The organism is Pantoea sp. SGAir0183 (genome assembly GCF_043545505.1).
This window is the reverse complement of record NZ_CP028053.1, coordinates 3,194,016-3,207,184: the sequence shown is the minus strand read 5'-3', so window position 1 is coordinate 3,207,184 and position 13,169 is coordinate 3,194,016. Positions and strand designations below refer to the sequence as shown.

Annotated in this window: 14 protein-coding genes; 7 read left to right on the top strand and 7 right to left on the bottom strand. The window is 50.1% G+C overall.

The window, feature by feature from the left end; translation table 11 throughout:
- Nucleotides 1–62 precede the first annotated feature (62 nt).
- Nucleotides 63–254 carry a hypothetical protein gene (locus C1N59_RS14965; protein WP_110267797.1) on the top strand — a complete coding sequence of 64 codons (192 nt, stop codon included), beginning with the start codon at nucleotides 63–65 and terminating at the stop codon, nucleotides 252–254.
- A 255-nt stretch (nucleotides 255–509) separates the two neighbouring features.
- On the opposite strand, the gene C1N59_RS14960 is transcribed toward C1N59_RS14965, so the two are convergent.
- Nucleotides 510–665 (bottom strand): hypothetical protein, encoded by a 156-nt coding sequence (locus tag C1N59_RS14960; RefSeq protein ID WP_164483040.1) that lies wholly within the window; start codon nucleotides 663–665, stop codon nucleotides 510–512.
- 282 nt (nucleotides 666–947) lie between these two features.
- Between C1N59_RS14960 and C1N59_RS14955 the strand changes: the two genes are divergently transcribed.
- Nucleotides 948–2,576, top strand: a complete 1,629-nt coding sequence (locus C1N59_RS14955; RefSeq protein ID WP_367143238.1) for an ABC transporter substrate-binding protein — start codon at nucleotides 948–950, stop codon at nucleotides 2,574–2,576.
- Between the two features lie 278 nt (nucleotides 2,577–2,854).
- Here the strand turns inward: C1N59_RS14955 and C1N59_RS14950 are convergent, their stop codons facing one another.
- Nucleotides 2,855–4,399: a methyl-accepting chemotaxis protein gene (locus tag C1N59_RS14950; protein ID WP_033738753.1), complete on the bottom strand. Its 1,545-nt coding sequence runs from the start codon at nucleotides 4,397–4,399 to the stop codon at nucleotides 2,855–2,857.
- Between the two features lie 12 nt (nucleotides 4,400–4,411).
- Entirely contained in the window at nucleotides 4,412–4,681 is a 270-nt protein-coding gene (locus tag C1N59_RS14945; RefSeq protein WP_394549824.1) for a hypothetical protein, read from the bottom strand.
- A gap of 138 nt (nucleotides 4,682–4,819) precedes the next feature.
- On the opposite strand from C1N59_RS14945, the gene C1N59_RS14940 reads away from it, so the two are divergent.
- A complete protein-coding gene (locus C1N59_RS14940; protein WP_394549823.1) occupies nucleotides 4,820–5,527 on the top strand; it encodes a DUF1868 domain-containing protein in 708 nt (235 codons plus the stop codon).
- Between the two features lie 356 nt (nucleotides 5,528–5,883).
- Here C1N59_RS14940 and C1N59_RS14935 read toward each other — a convergent pair whose 3' ends face one another.
- Complete coding sequence (locus C1N59_RS14935) at nucleotides 5,884–6,054, bottom strand: hypothetical protein (protein ID WP_033738761.1); 171 nt, start codon at nucleotides 6,052–6,054, stop codon at nucleotides 5,884–5,886.
- A 216-nt stretch (nucleotides 6,055–6,270) separates the two neighbouring features.
- On the opposite strand from C1N59_RS14935, the gene C1N59_RS14930 reads away from it, so the two are divergent.
- The 4 genes from C1N59_RS14930 to C1N59_RS14915 all read left to right on the top strand — a co-directional run bounded on the left by C1N59_RS14930 (nucleotide 6,271) and on the right by C1N59_RS14915 (nucleotide 11,036).
- Nucleotides 6,271–6,405 (top strand): hypothetical protein, encoded by a 135-nt coding sequence (locus C1N59_RS14930; RefSeq protein WP_394549822.1) that lies wholly within the window; start codon nucleotides 6,271–6,273, stop codon nucleotides 6,403–6,405.
- A 118-nt stretch (nucleotides 6,406–6,523) separates the two neighbouring features.
- Complete coding sequence (locus tag C1N59_RS14925; protein WP_394549821.1) at nucleotides 6,524–7,216, top strand: hypothetical protein; 693 nt, start codon at nucleotides 6,524–6,526, stop codon at nucleotides 7,214–7,216.
- Between the two features lie 867 nt (nucleotides 7,217–8,083).
- Nucleotides 8,084–9,502: a sugar porter family MFS transporter gene (locus tag C1N59_RS14920; protein ID WP_072209526.1), complete on the top strand. Its 1,419-nt coding sequence runs from the start codon at nucleotides 8,084–8,086 to the stop codon at nucleotides 9,500–9,502.
- Between the two features lie 1,201 nt (nucleotides 9,503–10,703).
- Entirely contained in the window at nucleotides 10,704–11,036 is a 333-nt protein-coding gene (locus C1N59_RS14915; RefSeq protein ID WP_367143234.1) for a DUF6694 family lipoprotein, read from the top strand.
- Nucleotides 11,037–11,258: 222 nt separating this feature from the next.
- On the opposite strand, the gene C1N59_RS14910 is transcribed toward C1N59_RS14915, so the two are convergent.
- The 3 genes from C1N59_RS14910 to C1N59_RS14900 form a co-directional block, all read right to left on the bottom strand.
- Entirely contained in the window at nucleotides 11,259–11,831 is a 573-nt protein-coding gene (locus C1N59_RS14910) for a class I SAM-dependent methyltransferase (protein ID WP_394549820.1), read from the bottom strand.
- Nucleotides 11,832–12,076: 245 nt separating this feature from the next.
- Complete coding sequence (locus tag C1N59_RS14905; RefSeq protein ID WP_394549819.1) at nucleotides 12,077–12,523, bottom strand: DUF421 domain-containing protein; 447 nt, start codon at nucleotides 12,521–12,523, stop codon at nucleotides 12,077–12,079.
- A gap of 9 nt (nucleotides 12,524–12,532) precedes the next feature.
- Nucleotides 12,533–13,027 (bottom strand): hypothetical protein, encoded by a 495-nt coding sequence (locus C1N59_RS14900; RefSeq protein WP_205951373.1) that lies wholly within the window; start codon nucleotides 13,025–13,027, stop codon nucleotides 12,533–12,535.
- Nucleotides 13,028–13,169 lie beyond the last annotated feature (142 nt).

The following is a 13,169-nucleotide window of genomic DNA, read 5'->3' as shown; positions in this document are numbered from 1 at the left end:
GCAAAAAAACAACCCAATTCAGGCTCACCGTGATGTAAGGTGCGTCTGCCCGGGCGGTCGTCATGCCGTACATTCTCACGCACTTCCTGACTGTGGCAGATTTCCCGAGGCAGGCGATAACGGGTAAATTCACTGATCAGTTACTGATTAAAGCGAATGGTGTTGACGTGGCGGGAGCTGTGATGCAGCCACGTGAGCTGCTGTTCTCCTGGCAGGGTAAGGTGAATGAGGTTGCCGGGCGGATCCCGTCATAGCAGATTAGCGCGCGTATTAAAATGTCCGCGCCGCGTACGGCCAAGGCGATCGGTCAGGATGATCAGTAAGCCCAGCGTGTTATCGGCCGGCGCACCTCGTCTGCCAGCGGATCGTGTCATACGCTGAGTTGTCAATTTAAGTTCCAGTGCAGTATTTCGCAGTTGTCGCGCGCATCTGGCAACACAGGTGTGAATGCCAGAATGATTTTGATTAGGGAAGCAGGACGGCTTCATGAAGAGACCGTCCTGGGTTCTTTAGCCGTGCGGGCCACCGCCCGGACCACCACCGGGTCCGCCGCCCGGTCCCATATGCCCTGGGCCGCCACCGCCCGGTCCCCAGAACGGCCAGACACAGCCCGACAGCGCCGAGACGCTGGCTAACGCAATCACTAAAAGGATGACTTTTTTCATACAGGCTCCAGATTGATATCCCATTACTCTATCAATTTGGCTGTGTCGAGGTGTGAAGCGGGTGAAAAAGGGTTGCTGGCATAGTGTAAAAGTTCTGTTAATCGCAACGGGGCAAACGGCACAGCCCGTTTGTCGTTTTGCATCAAAACTGTGCAGTGATAACGCTTTTTACCACCTGACCTTTGGCAGACTGGCGCAGTACAGCGTCTCGCCTCTGGCCCATAAATTGCAGCAGTGCTGGCGCAAAGTCGCATAATAATTTATCCAACAGGAGTCAGACGAATGCCAGTAAGCCGTTCATATGTTGCCCATTTGTGTGGGTCGGTAATTTTTTCAGGGCTGCTATCCTCCTTTCCCGCCATAGGGGCAAATGTGCCAACGGGAGTAACGCTGGCTCCCTTACAGGAAATTGTGCGCGGTAATGGTGCTGAACCTGCCACACTGGACGTCGAAAAAGCGGAAACGAATGATGCTTTTTCAATTCTTAACGATCTGTTTGAGGGGCTGGTGCAGACCACGCCCGACGGTAAGGTGGTGCCCGGGCTGGCAGCCTCATGGGAAACGGCGGATAACAAAGTCTGGACCTTTCACCTTCGCCCGGATCTGACCTGGTCCGATGGATCGCCGCTGACCGCACAGGACGTTGTATTTAGCTGGCGTCGTCTCACCGATCCCAAAACGGCTTCGCCTTATGCCTCTTTTGCCAGCTATGCCCACATCCTCAATGCGGATGCGGTAACGGGCGGAAAAAGCCCGACTGACAGTTTGGGGGTTAAGGCACTGGACGACCATACTGTTCAGGTCACGCTCGATCAGCCGGTATCGTATTTTTTGCAGTTTGTCGCTCATCCTTCCCTGTTCCCGATTAGCGAAAATAATGTCAAAAAGTTTGGAGAAACCTGGACACGGCCCGGCAATATGGTCAGCAGCGGAGCGTTTAAGCTGGACCAGTGGGTGGTAAATGAAAAAATTACGCTCGTCCGTAACGATCGCTATTGGGATAACGCACATACGGTAATTAACAAGGTCACTTTTTTACCGATCAACGATGTATCCGCAGAGCTTAATCGCTATCTTGCGGGCGGCATTACCATCACGGATAACATCCCTGCCGTTGACTTTCCTCGTATGAAAAAAGAGCGGCCAAAAGAGGTGCGCAGCACACCGATATACAGCGTGTTCTATTTTCAAATTAATAACCGCAAGCCGCCCTTTACGGATGTGCGTGTGCGGCAGGCGCTCAACCTGGCGCTGGATAAAACCATTATCGCTGATAAAGTCATCGGTATGGGCCAGCAACCGGCCTGGGCTATGCTGCCCTTATCTATGGGGGAGGTGACGCTCAAGGCACCAGCATGGGCGGGCTGGACGCAGGAACAACGGGTGAAAAAAGCCCAATCGCTGCTCAGTGAAGCCGGTTATTCCGCCAGCCATCCTTTAACTTTTACTCTGCTCTACAACACCAATCAGGATAATCAACGTATCGCGATCGCTGCCGCGTCGATGTGGGGGAAAGTGCTGGGCGCCCGGGTCACCCTGCAAAACCAGGAGTGGAAAACCATGGTGGATAATATGCATCAGGGGCAGTTTGATCTGGTGCGCTATACCTGGGTCGCCGATTACAGCGAACCGTCCACCTTCCTTAACACCTATCGTACCGGCGACAGTCAAAATACGGCGGGTTATGCCAGCCCGGCCTTTGATGCCGCTGTAAAAGCCGCAGGCATGGATACCAGCCTGGATGCCGTGACCCGGGATTATCAAAAAGCCAGCGATATTATTGCTAATGATACGCCAGTCATTCCGGTCTTTTACGGCGCTCTGAATCAGATGGTCAGTCCAAAAGTAGGCGGCTACGCGCCGTCGCATCTGCGTTTCTACTATACCAAAGACCTGTATCTGGTTAAGTAACGTAGTCTTTGTGTCTGATGTTCTCAGCACGACGAAAATGTCCGGGGTCGCTCATCGACCCCGGCGAATGTAAGCGACATGAAGATAGCGAAGGTGGCAGCCCGGTCCCGCACATACTGAAAACCATAACAGCATGTCCGATATTCACTGTTGGTCAGTGCGATTTTTATACAAATGAAAAAAGCCCGGCATCCGGGCTGGTGGTGATACGATAAAGAGGGCGGATTGCTGCCCTCAGGCGAAAAACGTTGAGTAACCGTCTCGCCGCGTCATGATAATCAGACCCGGAAGGTTTCCACCATGCCCCGAAGCGCATGGGCCTGAACTGACAGGGACTGTGACGCGGAAGAAGACTCTTCTACCAGTGCTGCGTTATTCTGCGTCACGCTGTCCATCTGGCTGACCGCCACGCTGACCTGAGAAATACCCTGCATTTGTTCTGAAGAGGCCAGCGACAGGTTGTCCATTGCGCTGGCAAGCTCTCCGACCATGCCGACAATCTTCATGATGCTTTCGCCCGTGCCTGACGCCACTGCAACACCGCTTTCAACCTGGCTTACGGCCTGTTCAATTAACGTTTTGATATCGCGGGCTGCGGTAGCGCTGCGCTGCGCCAGCGTTCGGACTTCGCCCGCCACCACGGCAAAACCGCGTCCGCCTTCTCCGGCGCGTGCCGCTTCCACTGCCGCGTTGAGCGCCAGAATATTGGTCTGAAAAGCGATGCTTTCGATTACCGCGGTGATGTCCCGCACTTTGGTCGCGCTGATGGCAATCGCGTTCATGGTATCCGACATGCGATTCATATCCGTTTCGCCGGAACGGGCAAGTCGGGCGGTTTCGCGCGCGGATTCAGCCGTCTGCTGCGCACCAGCGCTGTTGCTTTTCACCGTGGCTGTGAGTTGCTCCATGCTGGCGGCAGTTTCCTGCAGCGCGGCGGCCTGCTGCTCGGTGCGTGAGGACAGTTCGGTATTGCCCTGGGAAATTTCATCGGCGGCCTGAGCAACAGTAGTGGAGGCATGTTTAATCTGCGACACCAGGCCGCGCAGATTTGCCTGCATGGTATCCAGAGAAGCGAGCAGACTGCTCCTGTCGTGGCGGCGTAACGTAACGGACGTAGTCAGATCACCCGCCGCAATCGCGGCGGCCAGCTGCTGGGCCTGAGCCGGCTCTCCACCCAACTGCGCCATCAGTTTCCTGCTCATTAACACACAGATCACGGCGCCAGAAATCAGGGACGCCAGAACCAGAAAAATAAAGATCTTAATGATGCGGCTGACAGAGTCATTGCTCTTCTCTGCCGTTTGCTCTGCAAAGGCCCGCTGCATCTCGGTCAGTTCATTAAGGCTGCCAATAAGGATTTGCTGGGGCGGGCGGACAACATTGGTCAGATAGTCCGCCAGTCCGGTCAGTTGCCGCTGTCTGCCCATTGTGGCCGCTGTCGCCAGGGTGGTAAGCGCGGCGTTTTCATTTTCCTGCACTTTTTTAAGCAGGCCGAGCTCTTCGGGGTTTTTGTTGATTTCAATCAGCGAGGCCAGTTCAGCGCGCTTTTGTGTATAAACGGCCTTCTGGCCCTCGAAACGGCCCCATTCATTCTCGATGGCTTTGGGATCAGAAAACAGGGCCATATTCCTGACTTCGACCAGCATATTTCGCAGGGCCGTTCCCGCATCATTCGCCAGCGTGACTTTTTTCAGATTAGTGTTGACGATTTCGTTGATATTTTTTCGGGCTTCAAGCAGATGATTCAGTGCAACCCCAGAGCTAATGACGAAAAACAACATTAAAAAAGCAAATCCAGCAGATAATCGCGTCGATACTTTCATTTTTCACCCCAGTTAAGATTTTATATGGCCCATGATGTTTTCGGCAAAAGCCTTCCGGGCATAAGCGGTAAATGGCGTGAAATTTGTTGCAGAATGAAACTTCATCACACGCGCGTGCGACGTGGGTAGCCAGCACAGGAATACAACGTCTGTCCGGCGCAGCAGGGTAAAGAGACATAAAATTTTAACAGTCTTTGCGCGCCCCTTTCCGCTGCTGATATGCAGCCACCTTGCACGACGGCGTTCGTTGCCTGCTTCGGGCAGCGCAATAAAAACGGTCATGTTTCGGCATTATTGTCATAAGCCCGTGAGGCCACACTTTTCAGGCGTGGACGATCATGTTGTGCGGCGCTGTCTTTTGTTGTGCGAAGCACGCGCGCCTCAAACGCAGGCATTTATCCATTGATTAGGGCAGAAGCTATGTCAGAAGTGCTTGAGTACGACGGCTGGAAAGAGAATGCTATCGGTGAAAAATTTGCGGCTGATGGTGCATATTTGCCTTTCAGAGGTAACACGCTCATTTGCCAGTTGGATCAGGGAAGCGAAATCGTTAGCGTGATCTCTGAGATGGTGGAGGCCATGAAGGCGGAAGGACTGGCACGGTGTTATACCTTTCTGCCGTCGGCGAGCTACCACATGACCGTCTTTAATGGTGCGAATGACAGGGCGCGTTATTTGCCGGCCTGGCCCGCAGACCTGAGCCTCGATGCGCCCATGTCGGCGTGCGATCGGTTATTTGCCCAAAAGCTGACCGACTTTAGCGTAACTGAATTTCCCGTAAAAATGCGGATTGGGGCTGTTGTATTAAAGCGCGGCGTCTCGATCTCGTTGGCGCCAATGAATCAGGCGGAAGAAATAAAAATTCGCGGGCTGAGAGATCGTCTCAGTCATGTCCTGCGCTGCAGACGACATAATCATGATGTTTACGAGTTTCATATCAGTGTGTCATATCTGATTAACCCGCCGTTCGCCGAGGAGTGCCGCCTCCTTCAGAGGTTAAGAGCGGTTTATCTGGAAAAGCTTATGCGGGTTTCTCCGATCATTGAACTGAATGCACCGGCGTTTTGCGTGTTTGAGGACATGGCGGAATACAGACCGGTTTTCCGGCTTTCGTCGTCCATTCAGTAGGGCAGGAGAGGTTGACGTTAAAGCGGACTGCCATGGGCGTTGTCAGTCCGTTGCGCGTTACTGAAATAATCATGTATTGAGATACCGTGTTCGCGCCAGGTCTTATATTGCCTGAAAATGCTTTCGTTATCGTGTGCCACAGATATGACGGGGATTATATTCCGTATCCGGTGTGACGATACCTTTAAACGCGGTGTGAGTCCACATTGTGCAATTGTTACAGCACGCAGCAATATGACCATTGCCGTTAAATACTGCGCGGGAGTAATGTCGCGGATGATGGTTACGTACATAAAGTTCAAGCCACAGGTGGGCTTCTGCGCAGGCATAAAAAAACCGGCACATGGCCGGATTTTTTATGCCTGCGGCTGGCCAACCGGCCCTTTACCCAGTGGACCGCCAGGCACTGACTGACCGCTTGGCGCATGCGGGCGACCATCGTTGCCGACGGCGCTGCTGTCCTGCTGACAACCTGACATCATTAAAAGGCTGGAAACAATTAACAGACCGCTCAAAATGCTTTTCATCTCTTTCCCTCGTGATTAACACACTTAAAAAACAACTCGCCTGATAAGTCTGGTCGGTATTTTCGCTAAGTCAATGTAGCGAAAAAAAAGCGCGTGATATCAATGCCTTTATGAAAACGGATACGTGCAGCGCCATCCCACGAGGGGAAGCCGCTGTGCTTACTCGCTTTTTGTGAACCAGACTTAGTGTTCGGTTTGCTAACCAGAGAGGCCTGTATGACAGAAAGACCAGTAGAGGGTGATCATCCGGATTATCAACCGGGGAAAAAAAGCCTGTCACAAGGCGGCACCGACGGCGCGGAAGATGATGTAACCCACGCGCCTGAATCCGGCGATAAACAGCCAGATTAAGTCTGCCGGCCCACCTGCGTGAAGTGGGCCGGAATATATCCGCTGTAGAAAGTGCTGTATTTCCCCGCTCGTCTGGCTATGCTGTGGACACCTCGTTCAGGGACATTCAGGAGAGAAGGTGAAAAAGGCGGCTTGTTTTGACACTCTCTATGCAGACCGAAACAGTGAAACCCTGCGGCTGTGGCAACAGGAAAACAGGCAAGCGCATCACCATGCTGAAAAATTCTTTTACCCTGACGGGCTTAAAGCGCTGAGCTGTGGCATTTTGCCTGATCTGAATCCCGACATCCTTGCTCTTCTTGACGACATCCGCCGTTTAACCCGCGATGACCCACTTGCAGATGTTATGCAGGCAAAAAACTTTCATGTCACCTTCCTGCCGCTCACGCCAGCCCGTTATCACGAGCGCCAGCAAATCCCGATGATAAGCGAAGTGACTGGCACCTTCCGCCAGTGCGTAACGGATTCATCACTCAGGGTGGAGGGATTGCGTTTGCTCGCGCTTCCCGATCAGCTGTTGCTGGCAGGTTTTCCTGACGGCAGCGCAGTCGCGCAAAGAGCTGCGTTCTGGAATGTTTTGATGTCATCAGCGACGTGGCGGGATTTACTGCTCGAAAGGCACGGTGGAAAAACGACCCCGCCTGAATTCTGGCATACGACAATACTTCGCTATCGCGCTGCCAGCTTGCCCGACTCGCTTAAATCGTATTTTATTGACAATATGCACCGTAGGTATGGGAGCGTAGCTGGCGATATCCGGCTGGTCTTTGCGGTTTATAACTGGGCTAATCCAGAAACGATAACGATGTAAACAGGTCGGGTGGTCATGAACGATTATAAGCGTTCAGGTTGAAAGCCATGACAGAAATACGAAGGTTTAATCGTAATCCTCACTTTCATAATGAGGTGAATAACGCTCATCAAGCACTTCCTGAATCAGAAGCAAGATGAGAATGAGCAGTAATAATAAAATGATGCCGGTCATGACTAATTTCCTGTGTTCACTTTTCTCCGCAACTGAAGCACGTATTCACGGCAGCCTGTTCTGGCAACGGTTTAAACGATCATTCAGTAGATCAGGTTATGCTCAGAGCTCAAACAGGACAGTCATTAAAACAGGTTGAACCAAAACGGCGCACACCATTTCCTTCGTCCTGTCCTATCCTGATAAACGTTATGCATTTTGCTGAGCATTATTGTATTTCCGTAGTGCGGCGAATAAACCCTCGACAACGAAATAAGCCTGGAACGAGATTCAAGCGGGCGAGTCGTGGCTGGCTTTCATTATAAAGGGGGATTCTGTTATGAAGGGTGTCTGGGCGATACATCATATCGTCAGACCGGTTGCGGCCAGGGCAGATTTTTAGCGATGTTGACAGCGCTTTAATTCATATACTGCGTCAGTGGTGAAGTATTGCAGAGTGTCTGCCGGACCTGAACAGTCCGCCGCATTAAGCGGCCCATCAATGGATTGTTTTACACATTATCGCCAGAAAAGACGTGTAGCAATATTACGTCATAAAACGAAAAACAGACGCTCACTCTGTCGATGAGATCTCCATCACACTTAGAGTGAGATCAGTAAAATCGTCCATATCCAGACCTTATTTGCCCTCATCGCCCGCTGTCTCTGCTTTATATGCTGCATGGACACTACATGTTGTGTGAGCGGAGCTTAATGATGTCTCATGTAAATACTTTCAATCTTCAAAGCGAACATAAGCAAAAAGTTCGCCGTATGAACCTGTTTATCTCTGTTTCCGCTGCGTTAGCAGGACTGCTGTTTGGACTGGATATTGGCGTGATTTCAGGGGCACTGCCGTTTCTCACCCATCACTTTAATCTGAGCAGCCATGAGCAGGAATGGGTGGTGAGTATCATGATGCTGGGTGCCGCAATAGGGGCAGTATGTAATGGCTGGGTATCACATCGTCTTGGCCGCAAATACAGTCTGATGGCGGGCGCAGTGCTGTTTGCTATTGGATCGCTGGGTTCAGCCGGTGCAACCAGCGTTGAAATGCTCTTGATCTTTCGCCTCCTGCTGGGCCTTGCTGTGGGCGTAGCCTCCTATACCGCACCGCTTTATCTGTCTGAAATGGCAACCGAAAACGTCCGTGGCAAAATGATCAGTCTGTATCAACTGATGATTACATTGGGCATTGTACTGGCCTTTGTATCGGATACGGCTTTTAGCTACAGCGGTAACTGGCGAGCCATGCTGGGCGTCCTGGCTATCCCCGCCGTCGTACTGTTTGTCATGGTTATTTTCTTGCCGAACAGCCCGCGCTGGCTGGCTGCAAAAGGCATGCATGTTGAAGCAGAAGATGTCTTGCGGATGCTGCGCGATACGTCTGAAAAAGCCCGTCAGGAACTGAACGAGATTCGGGAAAGTCTGCGCATGAAGCAGGGGGGCTTTTCGCTGTTTAAAAGCAACAGGAACGTCAGGCGTGCGGTCTTTCTGGGCATGTTATTACAGGGCATGCAGCAGTTTACCGGGATGAACATCATTATGTATTACGCGCCGCAGATTTTTAAAATGGCGGGTTTTAAAAGCACACAGGAGCAGATGATCGCCACGGTCATTGTTGGCCTGACCTTTATGTTTGCCACTTTTATTGCTGTTTTTACCGTAGATAAAGCGGGCAGAAAACCGATTCTGAAAATTGGTTTCTCAGTCATGGCGTTTGCTACGCTGGTGCTGGGCTATTGCCTGATGAAAGCGGGACAGGGAGAGATCAGCCATGGGTTATCCTGGGTTTCTGTGGGCATGACCATGCTGTGTATCGGTGGATATGCGATGAGCGCAGCGCCTGTCGTCTGGATCCTGTGCTCTGAGATTCAGCCGCTTAAATGCCGCGACTTTGGTATCACCTGTTCGACGACCACTAACTGGGTGGCAAACATGATTATCGGTGCCACCTTCCTGTCCCTGCTGGGCAGCATTGGCGCGGCGGGCACGTTCTGGCTTTATACCGGCTTTAATCTGGTGTTTATCGTAATAACGGTTTATCTGGTGCCGGAAACCAAGAATGTCACGCTGGAACGGATTGAGAAGAATTTGATGGCGGGTGAGAAGCTACGGGATTTGGGGCGCTAGCGCTTTTTACCCTGATATCCATCGGTAACAGATAGCGAAAGCTCAGCGCAGATTACTGCTGCTGGGTTTTTCGCATTTTGAACACTGTACTTTTAATGAGCGATAAAGTCTCTGCTCTTCAAAAAAATGCTATGATTCGGCATTACGGCACGCATAAATGCGTCGTTTCACATCACCAGAAAATTTATGCGGGTAAAGTATTACTGTTAAAGTTCACGCAGGGGCGGCACAGGAATAATCATGTTTAGTGCTATTAAGCGTATCAGGTTGCAACCACGTATTATTCTGTGGTGCATAAGGTTTTATCAAATATCAAATGCAATACCACAATGAAATGGTTTTGCAGATCATCGGCTAAAAATCTTTTTCTTTATTTATTTGGCAAGTCGAATACCTGTTAATCAGTGCAGGATGCTACTGGCTTAACTTGCCTGTTAAAGTGTTAAGTAACGTTATAAAAGTAAGGGGACTTTTAAAGATTAGTCATCAGCGTCGTATCGTTCTGGAAATTCAGGACCAGGGTGAACCACTTTACTGTGCTCCTGGAAAATTTTTTTGAAAAAATATTTTAATACTCAGGTAAATCGGCTGGCATGTGTGGTTAGATGATGTTACGTCAGTACTCATGCCAGAAATGAATAAAATAGCGTTGAGTGTGAGTGGCATAAAACGTGACCGTAATGAAACAAAGCAACCTAAGTAATTTTGTTTGCTTATTTTACACACATCTGAAATATCTCAGCAGTTCTTGTTGAAGGTGTTGAAAAATAAGAGGGTGAAAGGAAGGGTATACTTACCCTGGCTCAATATGGTCAGGATTTCTTATGACCTGACAAAAAGATATCCATGCGCGCGCGGATAAATTTTATTTGTTTTAACGTGAGCAAAACATTGTGGTCACGCAGTAAAAATAGGGGAATAACATTCTTCCCCACACTAAGACACATTAAACATCTGAAAAATTGGCGATGGCCTGTTTTGAGCGGCTTTTAATACTCAGAAGGCTTTTGCTTTAATCAGGTTACATAATTTTTACCGTCCCATTTCCGTCATGCATGCCGGCTCCTGATGGCTGGCAACTGTCTAAGGACAGGTAATTTGTTTTTTTTATGTTCAACCCGGTGAGAAGCAGTGGAAAGTTCTTTTAAAAAAACGCATAAAAACTTACGATTGATAAGAATTTTTTTAGGATAAAACCCATATGAAAAAAGCAATTGCAGTCGTTTTGTTAGCATTCGCCCTCACGGGATGTGGAGAGCCTAAAATTGATGGTTCTTCCGAAGAGGCTTTTCAGACATCGCTTCAAAAAGTTCGGGAGTCACTTGCAGAGGATAAACGCGCCGCGTTTAACGATGCTATTCAGGTTGTCGCCTTCAGCCAGGTCAGCATGAAAGAGCTGATGCAGGCGGGCAGCGGTGATGAAGGTGGACGCGCGCTGATTGATAAAAAGATCAAAGGCGCACTGGCCGGTAAGACCGGCGAAGAAGTTATTGAGTACGCAGATAAGATTAAAAAAGAGCGCGCAGCCAACTAATCTCAGCATGTTTGTTTCTCAGCCCGGCTTATTTACGGTCTGATTAACCTGTTACTACACTATGAGGCATGCTTTGTATGCCTCTTTTTTTACGCCATCTTTACAGGAATCTTGATGCCGACGGTCAGGCGTTTTGTTGGCATTGAACTGCCAACCGCGTCGGGCAAAAAGCGGTAAGTATTCGGGTAAGGGCAATCCGCACCAATACGATGACGGGCTGCACTAACTGGAAGCCTTGTGGCACACAAGCGTTGCATGATCCCACCACGAATTCTGATTAACTGAAAAATAACGGATGTTAAAACCGGCTGCTGTGATTTCTGCGGTCAGGTCGTCCAGCGGTTTCAGCGTGCGCCAGGGAATGCCATCTTTCAGTAACAGGTGCTGTCCAGGGTCATAACGCAGAGATTCGCTTATTTGTTTAGGCGAACCACACATGCTGCTGATAATTAACGCGCCGTCACAGGCCAGTACACGGCGCACGGCTTTAAGGCAATGTGTACGTTGTGTTCCCACCAGACAATGAAAGCAGCTGCCGTCAACGATGACATCGAACTGAGCATCGTTATAGAGAGAAAGGTCGCATACGTTGCCTTGGTTAAAATGACCGACCAGACCTGCTTCCCTGAAGCGTTCCCGAGCCCAGCAAATCGCCACGTCTGAGATATCGACCCCGTAAACGACGAATGATTGTCGGGCAAAATAATGTGATGCCATGGCAGCATTGCCACATCCGAGTTCAAGAACAGTCCCTTTGTCAGGAAGCCATGCTGCTTCTTCAAGCTCATAAAGCACCTCGCTGAGCCGCTGACGGGCTCGCGAAAAGCCGCTTCCTGTCCAGGCTTCATAGCCCTCATTTTTGAGGCGCCGATAGATATCGTCATAGCTTTCCAAGACCGCCCATCTCCTCCTGCCGTCACTGAATCCTCTTCTGACGCATTTTATACAGGCTATGCGTGATCCGTATCTGACTTTTCGGTCGTTGTGTCGTTTCTCACATGATGAAATGCCGCCATGGCCAGGTGCGGATTAAACGGGTTTCATTTCTCAGCAGGAATAATCGAAATCTGCCCGTTACTTTCCAGAATGGCATAGCGAATTTCATCGAGTTCGCACAGCCCATGATTTTGTCGCGCGACCAGCAAAATATCATCCTCGCTGACGTTCACTTTTTTCATCTTATCGGGAAAAGGCTGGCCGTTTTCAACCAGGACGGCCGGGCTGCCATCAATCAGTTGTTCAAACCCTTTATGTTTCCGCTTGATGTAACCAAACAGCATATCCATCACTATCAGTGTGATAATGGTGATCATTGCGCCGGTGACGGAGAAATCGCTTCCCAGCAGCGCCTGTTGGGTTGCCTCACTGATGATGAGAAGCAGGATCAGATCAAAACTGGTCATCTGAAGCAGGGCTCTTCGCCCGGCAATTTTGAACACAAGGAGGAGGATCAGGTATATCGCAGCGGCTCTGAGGACCATTTCCATAAAGGTTACCTACGGATAAATAAACTGGCTGAAATGGATTTCGGGTTCATTGTTGACCTGCAGGGTATTACTAAAAGCGCCCGGCTTCCTGGGGGTAAGGGCCAGCCAGACTGAGAAGGTCGGCTGTTTGTCGGCGTGGTTATAGACCAGGTAGACATAACCCTTTTCGCTGTACATCCGGTCAGGCTGAGGTTTAATGCTGCCAATCTGAAATTCGTCCAGAAACGTTTTTCCAAAGCTGAGAATATAGTCCGGTGCGTTGAGCTCTTTGATGGAGACTTTGATTTCGTTTTCGCTGGTCAGGCGGCCAAACCGATCGTAATTGAGACGTAAGGTGTGCGTTTTATTCTGCAGGTGCTGCTCGCTAAACAGGCCGTTGGAAAATAATCCCAGCACTGCCGCCACAACAACACTTGTCAGTAAAATAAACCCTGCACGACTAAACTGATATTCAAAATTAAGGTTTTTTATATTTTCCTTAATACGGGGTTTTCTGAGCATCATGCATCAATACCTCAGCGTTTAATGGCCGCCCGGCCTCGCGAAGGCTGCCAAAAATCAGTCGGTTATATGACAAGAAGCGTAGCACTGGCCCTGGTGCTGTCAAACCCATCCCTTGGGCGAATAAAGGTCAAAATCCGCTTTA

Bases quoted from the DNA above. Each gene is read 5' to 3' on its own strand.
- C1N59_RS14955 (WP_367143238.1), top strand. From the start codon at position 948: ATGCCAGTAAGCCGTTCATATGTTGCCCATTTGTGTGGGTCGGTAATT.
- C1N59_RS14965 (WP_110267797.1), top strand. From the start codon at position 63: ATGCCGTACATTCTCACGCACTTCCTGACTGTGGCAGATTTCCCGAGG.
- C1N59_RS14960 (WP_164483040.1), bottom strand. From the start codon at position 665: ATGAAAAAAGTCATCCTTTTAGTGATTGCGTTAGCCAGCGTCTCGGCG.
- C1N59_RS14945 (WP_394549824.1), bottom strand. From the start codon at position 4,681: ATGACCGTTTTTATTGCGCTGCCCGAAGCAGGCAACGAACGCCGTCGT.
- C1N59_RS14930 (WP_394549822.1), top strand. From the start codon at position 6,271: ATGACAGAAAGACCAGTAGAGGGTGATCATCCGGATTATCAACCGGGG.
- C1N59_RS14905 (WP_394549819.1), bottom strand. From the start codon at position 12,523: ATGGAAATGGTCCTCAGAGCCGCTGCGATATACCTGATCCTCCTCCTT.
- C1N59_RS14935 (WP_033738761.1), bottom strand. From the start codon at position 6,054: ATGAAAAGCATTTTGAGCGGTCTGTTAATTGTTTCCAGCCTTTTAATG.
- C1N59_RS14950 (WP_033738753.1), bottom strand. From the start codon at position 4,399: ATGAAAGTATCGACGCGATTATCTGCTGGATTTGCTTTTTTAATGTTG.
- C1N59_RS14900 (WP_205951373.1), bottom strand. From the start codon at position 13,027: ATGATGCTCAGAAAACCCCGTATTAAGGAAAATATAAAAAACCTTAAT.
- C1N59_RS14920 (WP_072209526.1), top strand. From the start codon at position 8,084: ATGATGTCTCATGTAAATACTTTCAATCTTCAAAGCGAACATAAGCAA.
- C1N59_RS14915 (WP_367143234.1), top strand. From the start codon at position 10,704: ATGAAAAAAGCAATTGCAGTCGTTTTGTTAGCATTCGCCCTCACGGGA.
- C1N59_RS14940 (WP_394549823.1), top strand. From the start codon at position 4,820: ATGTCAGAAGTGCTTGAGTACGACGGCTGGAAAGAGAATGCTATCGGT.